This is a genomic window from Streptococcus cameli (assembly GCF_053207365.1).
Map to the genome: position 1 here is coordinate 66,825 of NZ_JBRUIM010000006.1, position 23,499 is coordinate 90,323.

Annotated in this window: 22 protein-coding genes; 18 read left to right on the forward strand and 4 right to left on the reverse strand. The window is 43.3% G+C overall.

All coding sequences use genetic code 11. The features are described 5' to 3' along the window. The first annotated feature begins 76 nt into the window (after positions 1-76). The 6 genes from ACVR1I_RS10005 to nrdI all read left to right on the forward strand — a co-directional run bounded on the left by ACVR1I_RS10005 (position 77) and on the right by nrdI (position 5,556). Positions 77-991 carry an aldo/keto reductase gene (locus ACVR1I_RS10005; protein WP_447443882.1) on the forward strand — a complete coding sequence of 305 codons (915 nt, stop codon included), beginning with the start codon at positions 77-79 and terminating at the stop codon, positions 989-991. Between the two features lie 20 nt (positions 992-1,011). Beyond that, complete coding sequence (locus tag ACVR1I_RS10010; protein ID WP_447443883.1) at positions 1,012-1,395, forward strand: hypothetical protein; 384 nt, start codon at positions 1,012-1,014, stop codon at positions 1,393-1,395. Between the two features lie 96 nt (positions 1,396-1,491). Then, positions 1,492-3,240, forward strand: a complete 1,749-nt coding sequence (aspS, locus tag ACVR1I_RS10015; protein ID WP_447443884.1) for an aspartate--tRNA ligase — start codon at positions 1,492-1,494, stop codon at positions 3,238-3,240. Further along, the gene (locus tag ACVR1I_RS10020; RefSeq protein ID WP_447443885.1) at positions 3,233-4,174 is read left to right on the forward strand and encodes a YitT family protein; all 942 of its coding nucleotides are present in this window, start codon (positions 3,233-3,235) and stop codon (positions 4,172-4,174) included. The genes aspS and ACVR1I_RS10020 overlap by 8 nt, the downstream gene beginning before the upstream one ends. A 14-nt stretch (positions 4,175-4,188) precedes the next feature. Continuing rightward, positions 4,189-5,079 (forward strand): YitT family protein, encoded by an 891-nt coding sequence (locus ACVR1I_RS10025; protein WP_447443886.1) that lies wholly within the window; start codon positions 4,189-4,191, stop codon positions 5,077-5,079. Further along, complete coding sequence (gene nrdI, locus ACVR1I_RS10030) at positions 5,080-5,556, forward strand: class Ib ribonucleoside-diphosphate reductase assembly flavoprotein NrdI (protein WP_447443887.1); 477 nt, start codon at positions 5,080-5,082, stop codon at positions 5,554-5,556. It begins immediately after the preceding gene. A 192-nt stretch (positions 5,557-5,748) separates the two neighbouring features. Here nrdI and ACVR1I_RS10035 read toward each other — a convergent pair whose 3' ends face one another. After that, the gene (locus tag ACVR1I_RS10035) at positions 5,749-7,422 is read right to left on the reverse strand and encodes a GBS Bsp-like repeat-containing protein (RefSeq protein ID WP_447443888.1); all 1,674 of its coding nucleotides are present in this window, start codon (positions 7,420-7,422) and stop codon (positions 5,749-5,751) included. A gap of 105 nt (positions 7,423-7,527) precedes the next feature. After that, entirely contained in the window at positions 7,528-9,588 is a 2,061-nt protein-coding gene (gene pulA, locus ACVR1I_RS10040) for a type I pullulanase (RefSeq protein ID WP_447443889.1), read from the reverse strand. Positions 9,589-9,765: 177 nt separating this feature from the next. Here pulA and ACVR1I_RS10045 point away from each other — a divergent pair, with 177 nt between their 5' ends. Beyond that, the gene (locus ACVR1I_RS10045) at positions 9,766-10,293 is read left to right on the forward strand and encodes an ABC transporter permease (RefSeq protein WP_447443890.1); all 528 of its coding nucleotides are present in this window, start codon (positions 9,766-9,768) and stop codon (positions 10,291-10,293) included. Between the two features lie 64 nt (positions 10,294-10,357). Here the strand turns inward: ACVR1I_RS10045 and argS are convergent, their stop codons facing one another. Then, entirely contained in the window at positions 10,358-12,046 is a 1,689-nt protein-coding gene (gene argS, locus ACVR1I_RS10050; protein ID WP_447443891.1) for an arginine--tRNA ligase, read from the reverse strand. Positions 12,047-12,159: 113 nt separating this feature from the next. Between argS and argR the strand changes: the two genes are divergently transcribed. The 10 genes from argR (at position 12,160) to ACVR1I_RS10100 (ending at position 21,618) form a co-directional block, all read left to right on the forward strand. Further along, entirely contained in the window at positions 12,160-12,612 is a 453-nt protein-coding gene (gene argR, locus ACVR1I_RS10055; protein ID WP_447443892.1) for an arginine repressor, read from the forward strand. Then, the gene (gene mutS, locus ACVR1I_RS10060) at positions 12,609-15,137 is read left to right on the forward strand and encodes a DNA mismatch repair protein MutS (RefSeq protein WP_447443893.1); all 2,529 of its coding nucleotides are present in this window, start codon (positions 12,609-12,611) and stop codon (positions 15,135-15,137) included. The genes argR and mutS overlap by 4 nt, the downstream gene beginning before the upstream one ends. A 147-nt stretch (positions 15,138-15,284) precedes the next feature. Then, a complete protein-coding gene (locus ACVR1I_RS10065; protein WP_447443894.1) occupies positions 15,285-15,728 on the forward strand; it encodes a LytTR family DNA-binding domain-containing protein in 444 nt (147 codons plus the stop codon). Continuing rightward, on the forward strand, positions 15,725-16,171 hold the full coding sequence (locus ACVR1I_RS10070) for a DUF3021 domain-containing protein (RefSeq protein ID WP_447443895.1): 447 nt from the start codon (positions 15,725-15,727) through the stop codon (positions 16,169-16,171). Before ACVR1I_RS10065 ends, ACVR1I_RS10070 begins: the two co-directional genes overlap by 4 nt. A gap of 44 nt (positions 16,172-16,215) precedes the next feature. Then, positions 16,216-16,386, forward strand: coding sequence for a hypothetical protein (locus tag ACVR1I_RS10075; RefSeq protein ID WP_447443896.1), 171 nt, complete (start codon positions 16,216-16,218; stop codon positions 16,384-16,386). 78 nt (positions 16,387-16,464) lie between these two features. After that, a complete protein-coding gene (locus ACVR1I_RS10080) occupies positions 16,465-16,836 on the forward strand; it encodes a DUF4825 domain-containing protein (RefSeq protein WP_447443897.1) in 372 nt (123 codons plus the stop codon). A gap of 109 nt (positions 16,837-16,945) precedes the next feature. Further along, entirely contained in the window at positions 16,946-18,874 is a 1,929-nt protein-coding gene (mutL, locus tag ACVR1I_RS10085; protein WP_447443906.1) for a DNA mismatch repair endonuclease MutL, read from the forward strand. 107 nt (positions 18,875-18,981) lie between these two features. Further along, a complete protein-coding gene (locus tag ACVR1I_RS10090; protein ID WP_447443898.1) occupies positions 18,982-20,208 on the forward strand; it encodes an MFS transporter in 1,227 nt (408 codons plus the stop codon). 69 nt (positions 20,209-20,277) lie between these two features. After that, positions 20,278-20,868: a Holliday junction branch migration protein RuvA gene (ruvA, locus tag ACVR1I_RS10095; RefSeq protein ID WP_447443899.1), complete on the forward strand. Its 591-nt coding sequence runs from the start codon at positions 20,278-20,280 to the stop codon at positions 20,866-20,868. A 195-nt stretch (positions 20,869-21,063) separates the two neighbouring features. Continuing rightward, the gene (locus tag ACVR1I_RS10100) at positions 21,064-21,618 is read left to right on the forward strand and encodes a DNA-3-methyladenine glycosylase I (RefSeq protein ID WP_447443900.1); all 555 of its coding nucleotides are present in this window, start codon (positions 21,064-21,066) and stop codon (positions 21,616-21,618) included. 19 nt (positions 21,619-21,637) lie between these two features. Here the strand turns inward: ACVR1I_RS10100 and ACVR1I_RS10105 are convergent, their stop codons facing one another. After that, complete coding sequence (locus ACVR1I_RS10105) at positions 21,638-22,492, reverse strand: helix-turn-helix domain-containing protein (RefSeq protein ID WP_447443901.1); 855 nt, start codon at positions 22,490-22,492, stop codon at positions 21,638-21,640. Between the two features lie 275 nt (positions 22,493-22,767). On the opposite strand from ACVR1I_RS10105, the gene ACVR1I_RS10110 reads away from it, so the two are divergent. Further along, positions 22,768-23,364 (forward strand): hypothetical protein, encoded by a 597-nt coding sequence (locus ACVR1I_RS10110; RefSeq protein WP_447443902.1) that lies wholly within the window; start codon positions 22,768-22,770, stop codon positions 23,362-23,364. Positions 23,365-23,499: the final 135 nt, after the last annotated feature.

The window sequence follows — 23,499 nt, forward strand, 5'->3', positions numbered from 1 at the left end:
ATTGGCTGACGCCGATCTTTTTTTAGAAAACGGTTACCGTTTGTGGTATACTAGTAGAAAAAATGAGGAGTTGGCTATGTACCAAGAATTAGGAAACACAGGATTGCAGGTATCTCGTATTGCCCTAGGTTGTATGCGGATGGACAGTTTGTCGGTTGCAGCAGCAGCACAGGTTATAGACACGGCGATGACAAAAGGAATTACTTTTTTTGACCATGCGGATATCTATGGCAAAGGAGAATCGGAGATTCGTTTTGCAAAAGCGATAAAGGAATTAGGAGTTCGACGGGAAGACTATATTCTTCAATCTAAATGTGGCATTCATGATGGGTTGTTTGATTTTTCAAAAAAACATATCTTGAACTCTGTTGATGGTATTTTGCAGCGATTAGAGGCTGATTATCTGGATGTCTTGGCCCTTCACCGTCCAGATGCCCTTATGGATCCAGAAGAAGTCGCAGAAGCCTTTACCATTTTAAAAGAAAGTGGCAAAGTACGCCACTTTGGTGTCAGTAATCAAAACCGTTACCAAATGGAACTCTTGCAGACCTATTTATCTGATCCCTTGGTGGTTAACCAACTGCAGTTTTCTCCAGCTCATACACCGATGTTGGACTCCGGTTTTCATGTCAATATGAAAGACGATGCAGCGACCATGCGAGATGGTGGGATTCTGGAGTATTGCCAGCTCAAGAAAGTTACGATTCAAGCTTGGTCACCATTTTTAGTAAGTTTGCAAGACGGGGTCTTTGCAACCAATCCTAAGTACGATGGCCTCAATCAGGCCATTGCCAAATATGCCAAGGAATACGGTGTGTCAGACGAAGCCATTGTTGTCGCTTGGATTATGCGTCTGCCAGCTAAGATCCAAACCATTGTTGGTTCGATGAATCCAGAACGGATTGCCCGGATTGCTCAAGCGTATGAAGTATCCCTCACGAGAGAACAGTGGTACGACATTTACAAGAGTGCAGGTAACATCTTGCCGTAAAGAATAGAAAAGGAAACGATATGAAAACGACAAAAAAAATATTCCTAGCGATTTTTGGAATTCTGGTGGTTTGTGTATTGGGAGCTTGTCAAAAAACAACTTCTCCTAGCACTACATCAGCTCAACCGACGGATTGGTTGGTAGGAAAATGGCAGAGTGATGACTGGGATGTGACCTATACCATCACAGAATCAGATGACAAGTGGACAATTGAAACAGAGAATTCCGTTCTTGCCAAAGAGGCTAAATTGAGTGTAGAGGACAATGTTTATACCTTGCAGGATGAAAAAGGCACTCAGTATGTGATTGAGCAGGTTAGCGAAACAGAAATACTCTATCGTCAGTTGGCAGTAGAAGGACAAGCAGGAACGAGCGAAACAGTTAGTTTTAAAAAGCTTGATTAAGTTTGATTCAAATAGAAAAAACTCTTCCAATCGGTAGGGTTTTTTTCGCTTTTTTGTTATAATGAAGAAGATTAGAAAAATGATGGAGAATTGTGAATGAAACGTAGTATGTATGCAGGTCGTGTTCGTCCAGAACACATTGGCCAAACCGTAACGTTAACAGGATGGGTGGCCCGTCGCCGAGACCTTGGTGGTTTGATTTTTATTGATTTGCGGGACCGCGAAGGGGTGATGCAGTTGGTCATCAATCCAGAAAATGCTCCGGCAGAAGTGGTCGCAACTGCTGAGGGGTTGCGCAGTGAATTCGTTTTGTCGGTAACGGGTACTGTTGAAGCCCGAGAACAGGCCAATGACAATTTGCCAACGGGTGCGGTGGAGTTGAAGGTTGAAAAACTGACTGTTTTAAACGAAGCCAAGACGACCCCATTTGAAATCAAAGACGGTGTGGAAGTCAGTGATGATAACCGCTTGCGTTACCGCTATTTGGACCTTCGTCGTCCAGAGATGTTGGAAAACTTTAAATTGCGTGCCAAGGTAACCCACAGCATCCGCAATTATTTGGATGAATTGGAATTTATCGATGTGGAAACTCCAATGCTGACCAAGTCAACTCCAGAAGGTGCGCGTGATTACCTGGTGCCAAGCCGGGTTAGCCAAGGTCATTTTTATGCCTTGCCACAAAGTCCACAGATTACCAAGCAGCTCTTGATGAATGCTGGTTTTGACCGCTACTACCAAATCGTGAAATGTTTCCGTGACGAAGATTTACGGGGAGACCGTCAGCCAGAATTTACACAGGTCGACTTGGAAACTTCTTTCCTAGATGAGCAAGAAATCCAAGACATCGTTGAGGGCATGATTGCCAAGGTCATGAAAGAGACCAAGGGAATCGACGTGGCCCTTCCTTTCCCTCGTATGGCATATGATGATGCTATGAATAAATACGGTTCGGACAAGCCAGATACCCGTTTTGAGATGCTCTTACAAGATGTGACAGCAGTGGTGAAAGCTGTTGATTTCAAGGTCTTTTCAGAAGCACCAGCTGTCAAAGCCATTGTGGTCAAAGGCAAAGCAGACAGCTATTCTCGTAAGGACATAGATAAATTGACTGAGTTTGCCAAACAATTTGGTGCCAAGGGCTTGGCTTGGGTCAAAATGACAGAGGGTAGTCTAGCTGGACCAGTTGCTAAATTCTTGACGGCGATTGAAGAGGACTTAGCGAATGCACTTGGTCTGGAAAACAATGATTTGGTTCTCTTTGTGGCTGACGAGTTGGAAGTAGCCAACAATACCTTGGGGGCTCTTCGTAGTCGCATCGCTAAAGAACAAGACTTGATTGACAATAGCCTCTTCAACTTTTTATGGATAGTGGACTGGCCGATGTTTGAATGGTCTGAAGAAGAAGACCGCTACATGTCTGCCCACCACCCATTTACCTTGCCAACAGAAGAGACTGCTCACGAATTAGAAGGAAATCTTGCTAATGTTCGGGCTGTGGCCTATGACATTGTTTTGAACGGTTATGAGCTGGGTGGTGGTAGCTTGCGGATAAACCAACGAGATATGCAAGAGCGCATGTTTGCAGCTCTTGGTTTTAGCAAGGAAGATGCAACGGAGCAATTTGGCTTCCTCCTAGAAGCTTTGGATTACGGTTTCCCACCACACGGTGGTCTTGCGATTGGCTTGGACCGTCTGGTCATGCTGTTAGCTGGCAAGGACAACATCCGTGAAGTCATTGCCTTTCCAAAGAATAACAAGGCATCGGATCCGATGACACAAGCACCAAGTGTAGTTGCGGACAAGCAGCTGGAAGAACTTGCGTTAACAATAGAAAGTCATGATTAAAAAAACACCTTTTAAAAAACGGATGCTTTATGTGGTCAATCGCTGGGCGAAAAGGTTTGGCCTGTTGAAAACGCTGAGAAGTATTTCTCGAGAGAAATACGCCGAGAAATTTTCGGCTTCTATCTTCTATGGGCTCATGTCAGCTATTGCAGTGAACTTCTTTTTTGAGCCAGGTCATGTTTACTCTAGTGGGGTGACCGGATTGGCACAGGTTCTTTCTGCGGTCAGTCAACGAATGATTGGATACAGTATCCCAGTATCAGTGGCTTTTTATGCCCTGAATGCACCACTTTTGGTCTTGGCTTGGAAAAAAATCGGTCATAAATTTACCATTTTTACCTTTATCACTGTAACGATGAGTTCAGTCTTTATCCAGCTTGTTCCACAGGTGACATTGACTACGGATCCACTCATTAATGCTATTTTTGGTGGCCTTGTTATGGGGACGGGGATTGGATATGGATTGAAAGCACGGATATCTAGTGGGGGTACAGACATTATTAGTTTGACCATTCGTAAGATGACTGGAAAAAGTGTTGGCAGCGTCTCATTACTGGCCAATGGCGTGATTATGGTATTTGCAGGAATTTTGTTTGGTTGGCAGTATGCGCTGTATTCGATGGTGACTATTTTTGTCTCCAGTCGTGTAACAGATGCACTTTTTACCAAGCAAAAGAAAATGCAGGCCTTAATTGTGACCAACCAACCAGAAAAAGTCAGTAATATGATTCATAAAAAGCTCCACCGTGGTGTGACCTGTATCAATGATGCTGAAGGAACCTATAATCACGAGAAAAAATCTGTCCTATTGGCGATTATTACCCGTGAGGAGTATGGTGATTTTAAGTACTTCATGCAAAAAACAGATCCCAAGGCCTTTGTCTCCATTTCTGAAAACGTCCATGTCATGGGCCGGTTTGTTGACATAGATTAAGAAAGTAGGAAAAGATGTCTATTGACAAGCAAACGCATATTAAAAATCTTGTGATGATTGCTTTAGGAACGGCGATTTATGCAGTTGCCTTTGTCTATTTTTATATGCCCAATCAAGTGGCAGCGAGCGGGATTGCAGGCATGACCTTGATTCTTCACAATCTCTTTGGGATTAATCCGACCTATTCGGGTTATCTTATCAACATTCCCTTGGTGATTATGGGGGCCAAAATGTTTGGGAAAAAATCGATGGTGTATACCTTACATGGTTTTGCCTCCCTGTATCTCTTTGTTTGGATTTTTCAACGGATTCCTTTTTCCGTCGATTTAGCCAATGATGATTTAGTGATTGCGCTAGTGTCAGGTATTATTTCAGGGATTGGTTGTGGGATTATTTTTCGACATGGTGGAACAACAGGCGGATCGGATATTGTTGCCCGAATGGTCGAAAAAAAGTTCGGGATTCAACTCAATCAAGCGTTACTCGGGTTTGATATTGTTGTCATGGTTCTATCCTTAACCTATATTTCGATTCCGAAAATGATGTATGCCCTGATTGCGAGCTTTATGTATACGCAAGTTGTGAATATCATTCAAAAAGGTGGGTATTCTGTACGGGGGATGATGATTATTTCAGACCAAGCAGAAGTCATTTCTAAGGAAATTATGGGACAGCTTGGTCGTGGGGTGACCTATCTAAAAGGCGAAGGGGCTTTTTCTGGCAAGGAAAAGAATGTGATGTATGTGGCGCTGAGTCCACAGGATGTCCGTGAGGCCAAGGACTTGGTTCAAGCCCTAGATGAAAATGCCTTTGTTTCGATTTTCAATATTGATGAGGTACACAGCCCAGAATTTATTGCTTCTAGAAGCAAGTACCGCCAAAAACGGCTTAGAAAAGAGAAATAAGTGAAAAAAATTTATTTGGTTTACATTAGTCTAAGTGGCAATACCCAAAGCTTTGTTCGCCGTCTGCATAGTTATTTTCAGTTTCAAACAGACTGGCAAGTTGAAGAAGTTCATGTGAAGGACTTGGTAAAAGAAAAGATTGATTTTTATGCCTTGGACGCACCCTTTGTTGCTTTTTTACCGACTTATTTAGAAGGTGGAAATGGCTTGGACAATGGTGATGTTGAAATTTTGACCAATCCCTTGGGTGATTTTATTGCCTCTTTTGACAATTTCAAAAAGTGTTTGGGAATTGTTGGATCTGGAAACCGCAATTTCAATAACCAATACTGTTTGACTGCCAAGCAATATGCAGAGCGATTTGCTTTTCCAGTGCTCGATACTTTTGAATTACGTGGTCTGCAAAATGATATTGAACGCATTGGCCATCAAATTATGACCTTGATGGAAAAGTTAGATGAAGAACAAGAAAATTAGAAATCTAGAAAAACCTCAGTGAAACTGAGGTCAGATTGAAGAAACAGTTTATTTTATACAGTTTCTTCAATCTTTTTCTTTTGTTTAGACAAGTAAAAAAACTCTTGCAAGTGTTGCTATAAAGACATTTGCAAGAGTTTTTATCAGGTTAGGAATGATTTTTCGGAATTTAGTGTAAAACGGATTTTTGCTTTAATTCGGATAAATATAGGTTGTAACGCCGTCAGCAACAGGATTAAACCAGCCACGGAAATCACTGATGTATTGCTTTCCAGCATAATTGGCTTCTTTGACTCGGATGCGCGTGTTGCTTTGAACTTCTGTGACTACGGCAACATGCCCATAATAACCAGATGTCCAAACAGCAATGGCGCCAACGACTGGAGTGTTGCCTGTTTTAAAGCCTTTGGCACGGGCGCTGATTGCCCACTGGTTAGCATTTCCCCAGTAATTTCCTACCCAGGGAGCTAATTCTTTGACGCCCCAAGTACATTGACCGATGGGATAGGTATTCGGTGTGATGGGCTGTTTTTGACTAGCTGAAATAGTGGTTGAAAAAGCTCCGAGTCCAGTATTTCCTTGGTAGGCATGGATGTGGTATTTGCCCGTTCCGGTGTGTTGGGACAATGGGATGTTGGCCTTGTAGGCTCTCGTTTGAAAAGCAGAGGACGCATACCATTTCAAATCATCTTGCCCGCTTTCATCAGACCAGACGGCAAATCGGACAGGTTCTGTACCATATACGTTTTTAATGGTAGCAGTAAGTGTTCCGATAGAACCAACAGTTGCTTCGAATTGAAGAGGAAGTCGTGCGGGGGAAAGGTCTGCGGTATCGGCAACGTATCTAGTTCTACTGCCATCTGAATAGGTAATATAGACATGGTTTTGGTAGAGGCCTGTTAGTTGTTGGTGCTCTTGAAAATCAATGGTTGCGACATACTTTCCATTTTGTAAGCTAGCTGTCCGCCATTTGATGTTGCTTTGATTGGCAGTTGACCAAGTAGCGACTTGTACGGATTGAATCGGTTTGTTGGAAGCGGTATCGGTAATGGCTATTTGATACTTTCCAATTGAAAATTGAGGGTTTTCAAGTCTGATAGACGGCCCTGTCGAACTTGGGATATGGTTTTCTTGTACGAGAACATCGCTGTGTGCGAAATGGATCTGTTTGCCAACTCCATCATAAGCATATAGGTGGATAGCATAATGTCCAGTTGAAAAATTGTGTTTTTTCAAATCGACCTGTAAAAGGTAACTTCCATCAGTTTGTTTATGGGCTGTATACCAGACAAGATCATCTTGCCCCTTGTCATGGCTCCACACAGGAATTTGCACACGCTGGGTTTCAGATGGGAGATTCTGAGCTAGGATTCGGATTGTTCCAGGAGTACTAATCGTCGCTGTTAGACTGGGTTGACTCTTGGCAATGGAAAAATGACCTTCTTCTAGAAAGACCATTTTATTGTCAACCGAAATGTAGGAATGGAGGGTATAACTTCCAGCCTTGTAGTTTGCAATCGGAATGTCTGTTTGTTGTGCTCCAGCAGTATACCACTTGAGGTCATCTTGCCCATTCTCATCAGACCAGATAGCATACTGGATTTTGAGATTTTTTTGTTGGTTATTTCTATGAAAAATGATAGATAGGGTTTGCTCGTTTTGGGTGACACTCAAAGAAGATGAAAGGGAGACTGCTGTCTCGCTGGTAGTTGCCGAAGTCTGAGTTTCTATTACCGAAGATACATCATTATTACTGGAGATAGGGGGCGGGGGAGTCTGGGATTCATGGGCCAATATGACCGAAGGGGAGTTAAGACTAGCGAATAACAGTGAAGATGACAATAAAAGTGTTGAATATTTTTTCATTTATTTCCTCCTACTCCCCTTATTCGCAAAGAAGAAGGATTTTTGAAAAAAGAAATACAAAATAAAATATGCAAATAAAAAAGAAGACCAGTTGGTCTTCTGAAATTACAGCTTCTTTTCAACCAAGGCACAAACATTTTGGCCTGCAAGGGTCAGGTTTTGTTTGGACTTATCCACAAGCGGTGGATAAGTAAAGATGACTTCTTGCCCGTCTTCTGTTGTAAAGTGAAAATCATGGGTTGAAAAATTGAGGATAAATTGCATGGTTTCTTCTGTTGTTTCGACTTGGTAGCGTAGTACAAAATCGGTTAACCAGTAAAAATCACAACTGTATTCAATGTCGCTATATTGGCTTAGTGATAGGGCAGGGTGCTCTTTTCGAAAAGCGACCCATTCTTTGATATGGGCAACATGCTCCTTGTAATGATTAGCCCGCAACCAATCCAATTGGTTAATGCTATCAGGGCTATTGTAGGTGTTGTCTAGATTGTCCTTTGTACGGAAAAATTCTTGCCCACTGTGGATAAAAGGGATACCTTGTGATAAGAGAAGGAGTTGTAGTCCAAAGCTAGCCGCTCTTTTGAGGTTATGGTGAGTCCAGTTGGGTTGTTTGATCTGCAAATAGTCATAGAAGGTGGCGTTATCATGGCATTCTATGTAGTTGATGGACTGAATTGGTTGAAGAAAATGCCGGTTGTAACTACCTACCAATAAGTCTTCCATTTTTTTCTGATAACCATCTTGTAAGAGAGTTTCAGGAAAGGCTAGGATACGTTTAAGCGTATCACGGTATTCGTCATTAAAAAAGGCAATCTGTGGTAGTTCATGGGCATTGTATTGATGAGCTAAAGATTCTTGAGGAAGACCGGTCTGCATCTTCCAGCCTTCACCGTATAGGTATATGGTTGGATAGAGATCCTGTAATTCTTTGGAAATTTCCTGCATGGTTTGGAGGTCCAGTATCCCCATCAAATCAAATCGGAAGCCATCAAATCCATAGAGTTGAACCCATTGTTTGAGGGAATGCTTGATGTAGTGACGAATCATGGAACGCTCACTGGCTACATCATTGCCACAAAATGTTCCGTCGTGTCGTTGTCCGTTTTCTTCATCAAAACGATAGAAATAGCCTGGAATGAGCTTTTCAAAGGCGTAGGTATTGGCATTGTAAACATGGTTGTAGACAACATCCATGATGACGCCGATACCAGCTTGATGATAGGCCTCGATAGCGGTTTGCAACTCTACAATACGGGCATAGGGATCTTCTGGATTGCTGGAGAAGGAGCCTTCTGGGACATTGTATTGGACAGGATCGTACCCCCAGTTATACACAAGTTGTGGATAAGTTTCGTCTACACTTCCAAAATCATACACAGGCATGAGTTGGATATGGGTCACTCCAAGGTTTTTGATGTAGTCCATGCCAATTTGCTCAGTACCAATACTTGGAGACTCAGTAAGGCCCTTAAATTGCCCAGGAGCCTGAAAGCCCGCCTCTTTTTGTTGTGAAAAATCCCGAACACTCATTTCATAGAGAACAGCCTGAGCCAGTGGCGGATTTTGGTAAGAACGATGGTTTGAACGTAGTTTTTTAGGATCGATGACAATGCTATCGCCAGAATTGGCACAAGACGATAGAGCATACGGATCATGTACTTCCAGCCAGTGACCATTCACGCGGTGTAAGTAATGGTAATGTGCCCCTTCCCAGTCACCTTCTATCTCCAGTGACCAAACTCCCTTTTGCTCTTTCCCCATAGGATAGGGGGTCTGGTTGATGACTAAAAAGACAGTCTTAGAGATTGGAGCCCAGAGTTTGAAGCTGGTTGATTTGGTAGTATAGTGTACTCCTAAATCAGACCCGTCATAGAAAAAATATTGGTCAAATAGCTGGCTCCGCACAATTGCTCCGTATCCGAGTTCAGCACCGTTTCGGTCTTGGTCAAATACCGTGTATTGTTCCTCGAGTGTCAACTCTGTCGTGTTGGTTAGAAAATAGGTGACTTGTTGTGTGGATTCTATGCAACGGTCAATAAGCAGGTCATGTTTTGTGTCTTTGGTTTCAACGGTAAAATGAAGCGTTGAAACATCGTATTTTTTGTCCATTTCCAAACGAATAGATGTCGGACTTTCTAAGTAGGCTTGAAATGATCTGAGAGCCATTGGAGTGCAAGGTTCCTTTCATAAAAACATACTACTAGAGTACCATAAAAAGATGTGTTTTCACAATGGATAGTTCCCTTTCTTCATGCGTACTTTGTGTTCTTTGTCCATGTTCTATTGACAAATTCACTAGTTGGATGTATAATTGTATCGAAATAACAAGACAAAGGAGAAGCTATGAAAAGACCGATTCACCTCTATATTTTTATGGTCCTATCGACCATTGCGACCCTCTTTCGAGTTCCTACTGCCTTTTTGGCTACATTTGATGAAGACAAGCTTCGCAAAACCTGGAAAGGGATCGAAGGAATGGAAGATCAATTGGAGGAACTAATCACGATTTCGCGTGCAACCAATGCCTTCAATACCAATCTGCTCAACAAGGTATTGGTGATAGTAATGGTTGTCCTCTTAATCGGGACCTTGGTCTTCTTGATTAAAAAACAGAATGAAGCAGCATCTTATACCTACATTGGGTATTTGTTTGCAACCTTGATTTCAGCGACCTATGTTTACATGAATACAGGTAACATTAGTCGATTGTATCAAGATGTGGAAATGCAGCAAGCGACGCAAGCGGCGGCCTTGGGCGTATATGGGATTAATATTGCCTTGTTTGTGGTGTATTTCGGCTTGACGGTGTTCTTCCTTTTGCGCAAACCAAAAGATAAACCGAGCCTTGCTCAAACAGCGACAGATATTTAAAAGAAAGATGCTCGATTTCGCTGAAGCAATTGAAAAACAGACTTGATGCAAGTCTGTTTTTTGTTTACATTTTTTCAGGAGCTTCCACACCGAGTAGGCGAAGTCCTTCTTTTAAGACCACCCCTGTTGCATAGGCCAAAGCGAGGCGGCTGTTGCGTTCTGGGCTTTCGTCTAAAATACGGGTATGGGCATAATATTTATTAAAAGATTGAGCCAGACCAATGATGTATTTGGCCACAATAGATGGATCGTATTTTTCTGCGGCACGAGAAACAGTCGCAGAGAAGTTTTGGAGGTGTTTGATAATCTCCCAGCTTTCTGCATCGTTCAAGGAATAGTCAACTGTTTCGTCAGCCGTAAAGTTCGCTTTGCGCAAAATGGATTGGATACGAGCGTAGGCATATTGGACATATGGGCCGGTTTCTCCTTCAAAGGATACCATGGCTTCTAAATCAAAGTCATAGCCGTTATCGCGGTCGGTTTTCAAGTCATAGAATTTTACAGCTCCGATTCCAACGGCTTTTGCTACGTCTTCTTTGTTTTCTAAGTCTGGATTTTTCGCTTCAATTTGCGTCAAGGCGCGTGAAACAGCTTCATCCAAGGTTGGTTCTAACAAGATGATGTTGCCCTTACGTGTGGACAATTTTTTCTTGTTCTTTGTGACCAAGCCAAAAGTGACGTGGATCATATCGTCTGACCAGTCAAAGCCCATTTCTTTCAAGACAGCTTTTAATTGCTTGAAGTGATTGGTTTGTTCTTGTCCTACAACGTAGATATTTTTAACAAAGTTGTAATGGCGTTTGCGGTACATGGCTGTTGCCATATCCCGTGTGATATAGAGCGTGGCACCGTCTGATTTTTTGATCAAAGCAGGTGGTAAATCATAGGCTTCTAAGTCAACGATTTTTGCGCCTTTGGAATCTTTCAAGAGATCTTTTTCTTCTAAGATTTCAAGACCTTCGTCCATCTTATCATTGTAGAAGGCTTCTCCTTGGTAATGGTCAAAGGTAATGTTTAACTTTTCGTAAATACGGTCAAATTCAACCAAGCTCTCATCACGGAACCATTGCCATAATTCCCAGGCTTCCTTGTCTCCGTCTTCTAACTTTTTAAACCACTGACGAGCTTCTTCATCTAATTCTGGCTTTTCTTCGGCTTCTGCATTGATACGGACATAGAGTTTTAACAGTTCATCGATTGGGTTTGCTTCAACTGCAGCCTTGTCTCCCCAAAGTTTATAAGCCACAATGAGCATACCAAATTGTTTCCCCCAGTCCCCTAAATGGTTGATACGAAGGAGGTTGTATCCTAACTTGGCATATAAGTTAGCAATGGCGTCTCCGATAACAGTTGAGCGCAAGTGTCCCACAGAGAAGGGTTTGGCAATGTTTGGACTAGACATATCAACGGTAATCGTTTGGCCTGCCCCAATTTCTTGCTGTCCATAGTTTTCTTTTTCAGAGACAATGGTCTGCAAAATGTCTTGTGAGATGCGTGCTTTGTCCAAGAAGAAGTTGACATAAGGACCAGTAGCCACTACTTTTTCAAATCCAGCAGTATCTAGTTTGTCAACAATCTCGCTGGCAATAACTTGTGGTGCTTTGCGTTCCACTTTTGCTAAAGAAAAGGCAGGAAAGGCAATGTCGCCCATTTCAGACGACTTTGGTTTTTCTAATAGGGATTGAATTTGTTCTGCCTCAAGACTAGGAATAACGGCAGCTAATCTTTCGGCAACAAGTGCTTTTTGATTCATAGGAATGACCTCCAACTTTCTTGATTCTATTTTATCATATTTTTAGGATGAAAAATGATAAAAACTTCAAATTTTGGTACAATAGTAGATAATTATACATTCGAGGTACAACCGTGAATAAAACAGATAGACATGAATTGATTAAATCCATGATTCGTGAAGAAAAGATTGGTCGCCAAGCAGATATTCAAGCTGGTCTTGAAAAGAATGGGGTATTTGTTACCCAAACGACCCTTTCTCGTGATTTACGGGAGCTTGGTTTGGTTAAGATTTATGAAAATGGGAAATCCTATTATTCCCTTGCCCCTGAACAGGATGACCAAAGCTTTAGCCAGTTGCTGGCTGATTACACCTATAAAGTAGAGCGTGCTAGTTTTATTTTAGTCCTGCACTCTGATTTGGGTGAAGCAGCTTTGATGGCAAATATCATTGATGCAGAAAAGCCGACAACAGTTCTTGGAACAGTGGCAGGTGCCGATACTCTCTTGGTCATTTGCCGTGATGAAGCTTCTGCGATACAGGTTGAAGATGAAATCAATTATTTTTTGAAGGATAGTAATGAATGACAACTGAAAAAATTTCTCCTGGCATGCAACAGTATCTGGATATCAAAGCACAGCATCCAGATGCTTTTTTGCTTTTTCGAATGGGAGATTTCTACGAATTATTTTATGAAGATGCGGTTGAAGCCGCTCAAATCTTGGAATTAACCCTGACCAGTCGCAATAAAAATGCGGAGAATCCGATTCCCATGGCGGGGGTTCCCTATCATGCTGCTCAGCAATACATTGATACCCTAGTTGGGTTGGGCCATAAGGTCGCCATCGCTGAGCAGATGGAGGACCCCAAGCAGGCAGTAGGCGTCGTGAAGCGGGGCGTGGTGCAAATTATCACACCAGGTACGGCAGTCGATGCGACCAAGCCAGATGCTGCCAGTAATTTCTTGGTGGCCATTGACCAGAGCGGTGCTGACTATGGCTTAGCCTATATGGAGGTATCGACTGGCCAATTCTTTGTAACCAGCTTGACCGATTTTAACACGGTCTGTGGCGAAATTCGCAACCTCCAGGCCCGAGAAGTGGTTCTTGGTTTTGCCCTCACAGAGCACCAGGAACAGATTCTCTCCAATCAGATGAATTTGCTCTTGTCCCAGGAGACCGAGCTTGAAGAAGACAGCCGCTTGATAGATGCTTCCTTGGCTCCTGTGGAAAAAGCTGCCGCTGCGAAGCTCTTGCGCTATGTCCTTCGGACCCAACTGCGGGAGCTTTCGCATTTGCAGACGGTCCAACACTATGAAATCAAAGACTACTTGCAAATGGATTTTGCCACCAAGTCCAGCTTGGATCTCTTGGAAAACGCTCGTACAGGCAAAAAACATGGCAGTCTCTACTGGCTCCTAGATGAAACCAAAACAGCGATGGGCATGCGCTTGTTGCGGTCATGGATTGACCGGCCCTTGATTGAGGCAGACCGTATTTTGGAACGCCAGGCCATTGTGCAAGTCTTCTTGGATGCCTTTTTTGAACGCAGTGATTTGGCGGAGAGCCTAAAAGGTGTTTATGATATTGAACGCCTAGCCAGTCGTGTCTCCTTTGGCAAAACAACCCCGAAGGACCTCTTGCAATTGGCTCAGACCTTGGGAAATGTGCCAGCTATCAAAGGAATTTTGCAGCAAATTGGTCACCCTGCCTTGACTATCTTGGTGGAACAACTGGACACCATCCCAGAACTGCATGCTTTGATTAGCGCTGCCATTGATCCAGATGCCCAAGGCACCATTACAGACGGCAATATCATTCGGGCTGGATTTGACGAGCAGTTGGACCAGTACCGCCTGGTCATGAGAGAAGGTACGGGCTGGATTGCTGAGATGGAGGCCAGGGAGCGGGAGAACTCTGGCATTACCAATTTGAAGATCGATTACAATAAAAAAGACGGTTATTATTTCCATGTCACCAATTCCCAGTTGGCCCACGTGCCTAACCACTTCTTCCGCAAGGCAACCCTGAAAAACTCCGAACGTTACGGAACAGAGGAATTGGCTAAGATTGAAGGGCAGATGCTGGAGGCGCGTGACAAATCATCCAACTTGGAATACGAGATTTTCATGCGGATTCGCCAAGAAGTTGAAAAGTACATTGGTCGCTTGCAGGCACTGGCCAAGGGTCTTGCGACTGTCGATGTCTTGCAAGCCTTTGCGGATGTGGCAGAGCGGCAGCACTTGGTTTGCCCTCGCTTTACCGACACATCAGCCATTGCCATCGAACAAGGACGGCATGCGGTTGTGGAGAAGGTTATGGGAGCCCAGTCCTATATTCCAAATTCCATTTACTTGAATGAAGACACCAATGTTCAGTTGATTACGGGTCCCAATATGAGTGGTAAATCAACCTACATGAGGCAGTTGGCGGTCATGGTTGTTATGGCCCAAATTGGCTCATATGTGCCAGCAGAGACAGCCAGTCTCCCGATTTTTGATGCTATTTTCACCCGTATTGGGGCGGCGGATGACTTGGTCAGCGGCCAGTCCACCTTTATGGTTGAGATGATGGAGGCTAACAAAGCTGTGCGATTAGCCAGCAAACACTCCCTCATTCTCTTTGATGAATTGGGACGGGGAACAGCAACCTATGACGGTATGGCCTTGGCCCAGGCAATTATCGAACACATCCATGATCAAGTCGGGGCTAAAACATTCTTTGCAACCCACTACCACGAATTGACGACCTTGGAGCATGAATTGGAGCACTTGGAAAATGTCCATGTTTCCACCTTGGAACAAAATGGGCAGGTGACCTTCCTTCATAAGATTGCACCTGGTCCAGCAGACAAGTCTTACGGGATTCATGTGGCTAAAATTGCCGGTATGCCTCAAGAGCTCTTGAGGCGGGCAGACCATATCCTGCAGACCTTAGAAGGGCAAGCAGCCCAGTTGGCCCCTTCAAGAACAGCACTCGACTCACCTCAAGAGCAATTGGATTTATTTACTAGTGAGCATCCTGTTCTAGAACAAATCCGCCAACTCAATCTTAATACTATGACGCCTATGGAGGCCATGATGGCCTTGGCAGAATTACAAAAAGAAGTGTGACAATCCTGTTTCAAACAGGATTGTTTTCTTTTTTGACCACATAGACCAGCATTTCAACCATATAGTCAAAAGCCCTTGAAAGCCAGTTCAGAATAGGGTTTAATAGAATTAGAAAAGGCGAGCCATTTTAAAAAAAGGAGGAATCATGTGAAATTAGAAATCAAGATTGCTAAAGACGTTCCTGAAGACAAGGTCATTATTGAGGCTAAGGAACAAACAGCAGAAGTCAAAAAAGTGATCGATTTTGTTGGCAACCTGCAACAAGGAGCCGAGCGGTTGACCGCTAAGAAGGACGAAGAAGTCTATCTGTTGGATTGGCCAGCGATTGATCGACTGGTGATTGAAGACAAGGTGGTCCATGCCAAAACGGCCAGTGCCACTTACACGACCAGCTACCGTCTTTATCAGTTAAAGGAGTTGGTTCCTAGCTACTTCTTGCAGATTTCCCAATCTGAAATCATCAATCTAAACCAATTAGACCACCTGCAGATAACCCCGAATGGCTTGGTCAAACTCATCTTCAAAAACCAGGACGTGACCTATTCGTCTCGTCGCTATCTCAAAGCTATTAAGGAGGCATTAAACTTATGAAAAAATACATCTTATCAGGCACACTAGGCCTGGCTATCGGAACCCTCAGCTCACTTATCATGTCAGCTATTTTCTCAGATGGCGATTATTTACCAATCAATCCACTCTCTACTGCTGGACAATACTACCAAGCTCATTTTAGCCCAGTTGGCGTTATGGCCATTGCTGTGCTAGTTTGGTTTGCCATCGGCCTGCTATTTCAGGCTGCTGATAAAATCTTTGAACAGGATTGGAGCCTGTTGAAGATGACGGTTACTCATTTTGCAGTGACGGCGATTGGTTTTACCATTCTTGCTATCTTGGCAGGCTGGTTTCCGCTGAATCTGGCACATTTGTTGTTCTTCTGGGCAATCTTTGTGGCGATATATGCGGTCATTTATGCGGTCAATTACCGCCAGATGAAAGAAAGTGTACAGCTCATCAACCATTCCTTGGACAATTAAGACATTTTTGATACAATAAGAAGTAAACAAACTAGGAGAAGTGTATGATGCGAACAGCCAAATTAGTTTTTTATAGTTTTTTCTTCTTGTTTAACATCAGCTTTATTGTCTACAATGTTCTGACTGGATTTAATTGGGCCGAAGTTTTATTTCCAGCCCTGATTGCTCTAGCTTGTTTGTGGATTATGCGTTCGATTGTAAAAGAGGGGAGTTAACCTCCAAGGCTGGTGCTAGCCTCTTTTACTTGGGTTTGCTATCATAAAGAAAAGGATGACATGAAAGGAGAACTCAAGATGAAGAAATCAATGTTTACCCTCTTATCCTTATCCTGTATCTCATTGCTGTTTGCTTGCCAACCAGTTTCCAAACCAATAGACAATTCGGAAGCACAGACAATCCTTATTGGTGACAATAGCAAGGTCATTGAGGTGGCATCTTCTTTGCCTTATCCAGAAGGCTTGGCTTACGATTCCATTGCCATTCAATCCGATACAGAGCCTTATGAGTTAACCGTGTTTGTGTCTGGAAAAACAGATGATACGACAGGTCTTCAAGAGGCAGCGAATCAAGCTTTTGAGAAGATTTCCAATCTGGGTGTTGTTCACTTTCAGGAAAAAGACTCTGGTCAGCTACTAGAAACTTATACAAGGAATGAACCATCCTAATCCACTTAGCACCCTAGGGTGCTTTTTTTGTGGGAAGGTCTTTTGTGGTATAATAGAACAACGAGAAACGAGGAAAGAAAAGAAGAATGAAAGGATTTGTATGACAAGTATTGCAACGATTATTGAATTGCCAGAAGTCCTGGCCAACCAAATTGCAGCTGGCGAGGTCATCGAACGTCCTGCCAGCGTGGTCAAAGAATTGGTCGAAAATGCTATTGATGCCGGCAGTAGCCAAATCACGGTATCTATTGAAGAAGCAGGTCTGAAAAAAATTGACATCATTGACAACGGTCAAGGCATTGCTCCAGACCAGGTTAACTTGGCCTTGCGCCGCCATGCGACCAGTAAAATCAAGACCCAATCAGACCTGTTTCGGATTCGGACTCTGGGTTTTCGAGGGGAGGCCTTGCCGTCCATTGCATCTGTTAGCAAGATTCGAATTGCATCCGCCACAGCCCAACATGAACATGGCTGGTCCTTGGAATCACATGGCGGCCAGGTTGTAGAAGAAGGACCGATTAGCCGAGCGGTTGGGACCCACATTACTGTAGAAGATTTGTTTTACAATACTCCCGCCCGCCTCAAATATGTCAAGAGCCAGCAAGCGGAGCTTTCTCACATCATCGATGTGCTGAACCGCCAAAGTTTGGCCCATCCTGAGATCGCCTTTACCTTGATAAATGAGGATCGCACCTTGATGCAGACGGCAGGAAGCAAGGATCTCCGCCAAGCCATAGCAGGTGTATATGGGATTGCGACTGCGAAAAAGATGGTGGAAATTACCGCAGAGGATATGGATTTCCAGGTTTCCGGCTATGTCAGCCTCCCGGAATTGACCCGTGCCAACCGCAACTACATCAGTCTTTTTATCAATGGCCGCTACATCAAGAATTTCCTGCTTAACCGGGCTATTTTAGACGGCTATGGCAGCAAGCTCATGGTGGGGCGCTTCCCTTTGGCAGTGATTGCCATTGAGATTGACCCCTATTTGGCCGATGTCAATGTACACCCGACCAAGCAGGAAGTCCGCATTTCCAAGGAAAAAGAGCTGATGAACCTGCTTACCCAGGCTATCGCGTCTGCTTTGCGTGAACAGGAACTGATCCCAGATGCCTTGGAAAACCTGGCCAAGACCAGTACCCGTCCGCGTCTCCAAGCAGAGCAAACGACCCTGCCCTTAAAGGAGAGCACCCTTTATTACGACAGGGACAAGCAAGATTTCTTCCTCAAACCCGAAACGGTTTCAGAACCTGTTCGGGAATTGGAGGTCAAAAAAGAAGTGCCAGAGACCACAACGAGCAGTGTTCATTTTGCCCAAAGAAGTGAACGAGACCAAACCGATGCAGACCACCCAGAATTGACCCAGACTGAATTGGCCAAAATGGTGGACAAACTGGAAAAAGAAGAAACATCCACCTTTCCGGAATTGGAATATTTCGGGCAAATGCACGGGACCTATCTCTTTGCCCAAGGCACAGGTGGCCTCTACATTATCGACCAACATGCCGCTCAAGAAAGGGTCAAATACGAAGAATACCGTGAGTCGATTGGTGAAGTCAACAATGCTTCTCAACAGCTTCTGGTGCCCTATATTTTTGAATTTCCAGGAAATGATGCCCTGCTCTTAGGTCAGAAGATGGATCTCCTGCACCAAGTCGGCATTCACTTGGAAGAGTATGGCAGCCACCAATTTATTCTTCGGGAGCACCCAATTTGGATGAAGGAAGAAGAAATTGAAAGTGGTGTCTACGAGATGTGCGACATGTTGCTGTTAACGGATCAGGTTTCCATCAAACAGTACCGGGCAGAGTTGGCCATCATGATGTCTTGTAAGCGTTCCATCAAGGCCAATCATGCTCTAGATGATTATTCTGCGCGTCATCTGTTGCGCCAATTGGCCCAGTGCAAAAATCCATATAATTGCCCGCACGGAAGACCGGTATTGGTTCATTTCAGCAAGTCGGACATGGAAAAGATGTTCCGCCGTATCCAGGAAAACCATACCAGTCTCAGAGAAATGGGGAAATATGAGGGCTAGTGGTATCCGTGCTAGCTCGAAAAATAAGCAGAATCTAATGAATCAGGCTTTTCCTGATTCTTTTTTTGTGCTATAATGGCAGAATTGTGATAAGAGAAAGGTCTACGATGAAGGAATTTTTAAATCTTCCCAAGCAACTGCAATGGCGAGAAGGATTGCGGTTTATCTCTATTATCTTGGGATCGGCTATTTTTCCGTTTATGTCTATGTATTATGTTCAGTACTTTGGAGCCTTTGTGACTGGCCTTCTGGTCATGGGAACTCAAGCTGCTAGCTTTATTGGAATCCTGTATGGCGGCCATTTGGCTGACTCAGTTGGTCGTAAGAAGGTGACAGACTGGGGCAATTTAGGGGTCCTTATTGGCTATTTAATTACTCTGTTTGCCAATGTTCCAGGTCAGGTCCAACCCGTTTTGACCTTTGTTGGGATCTTTACGGTGGAAGTTTTTTCCAACTTTGCCCATCCAGCCTATGATGCGATGATTATTGATTTGACCGATGAAAGCAATCGTCGGTTTGTCTATACCATTAGTTACTGGATTATTAACGTAGCAGTTATGCTGGGAGCAGGGATTGCAGGTGCCTTTTATGACCAACACTTCTTTGAGTTGCTACTAGCCATGACAGCGATTGCTGCCTTTACCTATGTGATCATGCTGTGGAAGTTTGAAGAAACACGCCCTGTCGATTTTGTCTTTGATCATGGCCAAGGGTTACTGTCTACCTTCAAGAATTACGGTGAAGTTGTCAAAGACCGAGCCTTCATGGTTTACACAGCTGGTGTTGTCTTGTTTTCAGCTGTTTGGACCCAGATTGACAACTATATTCCAGTCCATTATAAAACCATCTACCAAACGACGGAAGTCTTTGGTTTTGAGGTGACAGGGGCAAAATTGCTGAGTCTAGCTGTACTCATTAATACTGTTATGATTGTCTTTTTGATGACAACGGTCAACCGTTTGACCAAGCCCATGAAACTGCTTCCTCAGCTTTTGATTGGTGGAATTGTGTTTGCGACAGGGATTTTTTCAGCCTTTACCTTTCAAACTCTCTGGTTGATTCTGCTATCTGCGGTTGTATATACGATTGGAGAGATGATCAACATCCCCGCTAGTCAAGTTCTACGTGCCGAAATGATGGATGAAAACAAGATTGGTTCATACTCCGGTTTTATTGCCATGGCCCATCCACTGGGCTATATTCTAGCAGGAGGAATGGTTTCGCTGAGTGAATTCACAGGAGTCTTGGGAGTTCAAATCAGCTTTATCCTAGTTGCTAGTCTCGGTTTAGGCCTTATTGTGAAGGCAGCCAAGATGAAAAAAATTGCCCTCTAAAGAGAGGAGAACTAGCCTATCTTAGTCGATTTTGGTACAATAAACAGAAGATACTGAAAAGGAGAACCCATGTACGAGTACATCAAAGGAAGATTAAGCAAGATCACGGCAAAATATATTGTGGTGGAAGTTGGAGGAGTCGGCTACATTCTCCATGTTGCCAATCCCTACCGTTACAGTGAGCAAATGGGTCAGGATGTGACCATCTATACCCATCAGGTGGTGCGGGAGGACGCTCAGCTCCTCTATGGCTTTGCGACAGAGTCTGAGAAAGAAGTGTTTCTACGCTTGATTTCGGTTTCTGGAATTGGACCGACAACAGCCCTTGCCATCATTGCGGTAGATGACAATGACGGGTTGGTTGCGGCCATCGACAGCAGCAATATCACTTACCTGACTAAGTTTCCAAAGGTTGGCAAAAAGACAGCTCAGCAGATGGTCTTGGATTTGGCTGGTAAGTTTGTGGATCTTTCTGCGGACAATAGCGGAGCTGCAAAAGCGATCAGTGCAAGTAATCAGGACTTGGATGAAGCCATGGAAGCCCTCCAAGCTTTGGGCTACAAGGCAACTGAGCTCAAGAAAATCAAGGCCTTCTTTGACGGCACGACAGATACAGCTGAAAACTATATCAAATCAGCCCTGAAAATGCTGATGAAGTAAGGTACAAAGGGCATTAAGTCAACACAGTGATGACGCCCAGCCTTTTGCTCTAGGAGGCAGAGTTGTTTTCACACCGTTCCAAGTTCGTGTTCAGTTTTCGAGGAGGTGGCGCGGTCTAATTCAATAGGGACTGAATCTGCCCATGTGCCAGCTATTTACCGTCACCCTATTTTTATGATCAGTAAAGGAGAAAGCATGCCCCATCGTTGTTCCTGGGTCAAAGAAACCAATCCCCTGTATGTCGCTTACCATGATGAAGAATGGGGAAAACCGGTCCATCAGGACCAAAGACTCTTTGAACTACTCTGCTTGGAAACCTATCAAGCAGGTCTTTCCTGGGAAATTGTCCTCAATAAACGGGAAGCTTTTCGTCAGGCTTTTCACCAATATGATATCAACAGAGTCGCTCAGATGACGGATGAAGAGTTGGACCGGCTTCTAGACAACCCAGCTATTATAAGACACAAGGCTAAATTGTATGCGACCAGAAAAAATGCCCAGGCCTTTTTGAAACTACAAGACGAATACGGCAGTTTTGATACCTATATTTGGAAATTTGTAGAGAATAAGACAATCGAGAACGCAGTTTTCACCTATCATGATCTCCCGAGTCAGACCCCGCTTTCCCAAAAGATTTCCAATGATTTGAAAAAACGTGGCTTCTCCTTTGTCGGTCCTGTCTGCATCTATTCCTACTTGCAGGCGGCAGGTCTCATCAATGACCATGAGGATAAATGCCACTACAAATAAACTGAGCAAGATTTCTTGCTCAGTTTTTGTATAGTTGCCTAACTTCTTCCTGCATATTGGTCCATAAGGTTGTTTCGTTTGTCAATTCTAGCAGCGTCAACCCTTTGTCAATCAACTCCTGGTCGTTCCGACAAATACCTAATCGAATCTGGGAAAATCCTAGACGGTCATAACGTTTGGTTTTTTTGGCCAATTCGTACGTGATGAGAGTGATGGTCTCGCATTCTTCAAGATAGCCATTATAGAGGTAAATGGTGGCTAGGTTGCTGAGCAAGCTATGCTTGGCTTCTGCTATCTGGGCATATTCACTGTATTTTTTTAAACTCTCCAAAATCTTATCAGTGATAGCAGGTAACTGCTCCAATGAAAAATGAAATAAAATAGCGTTGAGCATTTTTAAGTCACGTTCATACCAGGTATCCTGCTTTTCCAGGTTGTGCCAGATTTTTTTGGTGACAGATTGCAGTTCTTCAGATGGTTGCAAAAAGCCGTGCTCGCGGACAGCAATTCCGACTGTCACCATTTCTAAGATACGTTCGACGGGGATATCATGGTGTGTTCTTAGATAGCGTTCACACCGTTGTCGAATCTCCGTTAACTCGGTCATGTTGGATGATGAACTATAATTATAAATTTTATTAAAAATATTTTGTCGCTCGCTTGGTTGATAAATATTGCAGATGTACTTAAACTCTTCCAGGCTCATATTGAGTTGCTCCAGCAAGAAAATCATGTTTTCAAATTTGGGCATGACTTGATTGCTTTCAATTTTAACCAGTGTCGTCCGTGAGAGAACATTGCCGCAAACCTGCTCTTGGGTCAATCCTTTGGATTCTCTAATCTGCTTGTAAATACTGCCAAAATCCCACCGCATAGCAACCTCCTGAATATGTGAATAAAGTTTACAAAATAGCACAATCCTGTGTTTTTTATTGTATCATAAAAACCAAAAGGAGTGCACCTATGAAAAAATATATTCCCTTATTGCTGGCAACAATAGTAGTAGTTGGTCAATATGTGACTCAATCTATTCCTTGGTGGATAGATTTGATTATTAGAAAATAATAAGCACAAATGGAATTGAGGTGAGTCCGATGTACTGAGTGTTTCATAAAAAGGTAAATGAAACATACTAGATAAGGAGAAAACATGATGAAAGTGAGAAAAATAGTAGTTGGTATAATGGCAGCTCTGGCTTTTGTACTTGTAGGGACATCCACAGTTTTTGCAGATGAAGTAATTACACAGTCTGATGGTACGGTTGTCGTGGCAAGCGAACCAATGAGCGCAGAAAAAATACTGTCAAGATATATGGAAGATTTTGGTGTCAGTAGAGAACAAGCTATGAAAGAATTAGGGATTAACCCCTATGAACGAGCAGCTAAAACATATAGAACACTGAGCCAAAGATATGAAGTAACCCCAGTTTATAAACCAACTATTACATTTTATTGTGAAACTAGTGAGAGTGGTTGGTTTAGAGGGATTCAACGTATTTTGAATGTTGGAATTAACAGGAGCTACGGAGGAATATCTAAAGCTTTTGGAGGAAATGTTTATACTCATTTAGAGAATGCTAATAGTATTTATTACGATATCAACGGTGATTACTATAATCACGGAACAACTACCCTTAGTGTAGGTATATCTGTTCCTGTTGGTGGTGGAGCGACTGCGAATTTTGGTATTTCCCATGCTTCTAATCACTATGCTTATAAACACAATACTGGCAGGATAAGATTTTAAGGAGAACTATGATGAATTGGTGGAAAAAAGAATTTCCGTTCATTCTATCCTATCTGTTAGTGCCTTATTTGGCTCGTATGTGGATGGAGGTATTTGGAGAAAATTACGCATCTGAATACTCGATTGTCTATATAA

What these genes read in the sequence shown, in the direction of transcription:
- ACVR1I_RS10010 (WP_447443883.1), top strand. Translation starts at nt 1,012, where the DNA reads ATGAAAACGACAAAAAAAATATTCCTAGCGATTTTTGGAATTCTGGTG.
- ACVR1I_RS10025 (WP_447443886.1), top strand. Translation starts at nt 4,189, where the DNA reads ATGTCTATTGACAAGCAAACGCATATTAAAAATCTTGTGATGATTGCT.
- argS (WP_447443891.1), bottom strand. Translation starts at nt 12,046, where the DNA reads ATGAATCAAAAAGCACTTGTTGCCGAAAGATTAGCTGCCGTTATTCCT.
- pulA (WP_447443889.1), bottom strand. Translation starts at nt 9,588, where the DNA reads ATGGCTCTCAGATCATTTCAAGCCTACTTAGAAAGTCCGACATCTATT.
- ACVR1I_RS10075 (WP_447443896.1), top strand. Translation starts at nt 16,216, where the DNA reads ATGATGCGAACAGCCAAATTAGTTTTTTATAGTTTTTTCTTCTTGTTT.
- ruvA (WP_447443899.1), top strand. Translation starts at nt 20,278, where the DNA reads ATGTACGAGTACATCAAAGGAAGATTAAGCAAGATCACGGCAAAATAT.
- ACVR1I_RS10090 (WP_447443898.1), top strand. Translation starts at nt 18,982, where the DNA reads ATGAAGGAATTTTTAAATCTTCCCAAGCAACTGCAATGGCGAGAAGGA.
- ACVR1I_RS10110 (WP_447443902.1), top strand. Translation starts at nt 22,768, where the DNA reads ATGATGAAAGTGAGAAAAATAGTAGTTGGTATAATGGCAGCTCTGGCT.
- ACVR1I_RS10005 (WP_447443882.1), top strand. Translation starts at nt 77, where the DNA reads ATGTACCAAGAATTAGGAAACACAGGATTGCAGGTATCTCGTATTGCC.
- ACVR1I_RS10035 (WP_447443888.1), bottom strand. Translation starts at nt 7,422, where the DNA reads ATGAAAAAATATTCAACACTTTTATTGTCATCTTCACTGTTATTCGCT.
- ACVR1I_RS10100 (WP_447443900.1), top strand. Translation starts at nt 21,064, where the DNA reads ATGCCCCATCGTTGTTCCTGGGTCAAAGAAACCAATCCCCTGTATGTC.
- ACVR1I_RS10020 (WP_447443885.1), top strand. Translation starts at nt 3,233, where the DNA reads ATGATTAAAAAAACACCTTTTAAAAAACGGATGCTTTATGTGGTCAAT.
- mutS (WP_447443893.1), top strand. Translation starts at nt 12,609, where the DNA reads ATGACAACTGAAAAAATTTCTCCTGGCATGCAACAGTATCTGGATATC.
- ACVR1I_RS10045 (WP_447443890.1), top strand. Translation starts at nt 9,766, where the DNA reads ATGAAAAGACCGATTCACCTCTATATTTTTATGGTCCTATCGACCATT.
- aspS (WP_447443884.1), top strand. Translation starts at nt 1,492, where the DNA reads ATGAAACGTAGTATGTATGCAGGTCGTGTTCGTCCAGAACACATTGGC.
- ACVR1I_RS10070 (WP_447443895.1), top strand. Translation starts at nt 15,725, where the DNA reads ATGAAAAAATACATCTTATCAGGCACACTAGGCCTGGCTATCGGAACC.
- ACVR1I_RS10105 (WP_447443901.1), bottom strand. Translation starts at nt 22,492, where the DNA reads ATGCGGTGGGATTTTGGCAGTATTTACAAGCAGATTAGAGAATCCAAA.
- ACVR1I_RS10080 (WP_447443897.1), top strand. Translation starts at nt 16,465, where the DNA reads ATGAAGAAATCAATGTTTACCCTCTTATCCTTATCCTGTATCTCATTG.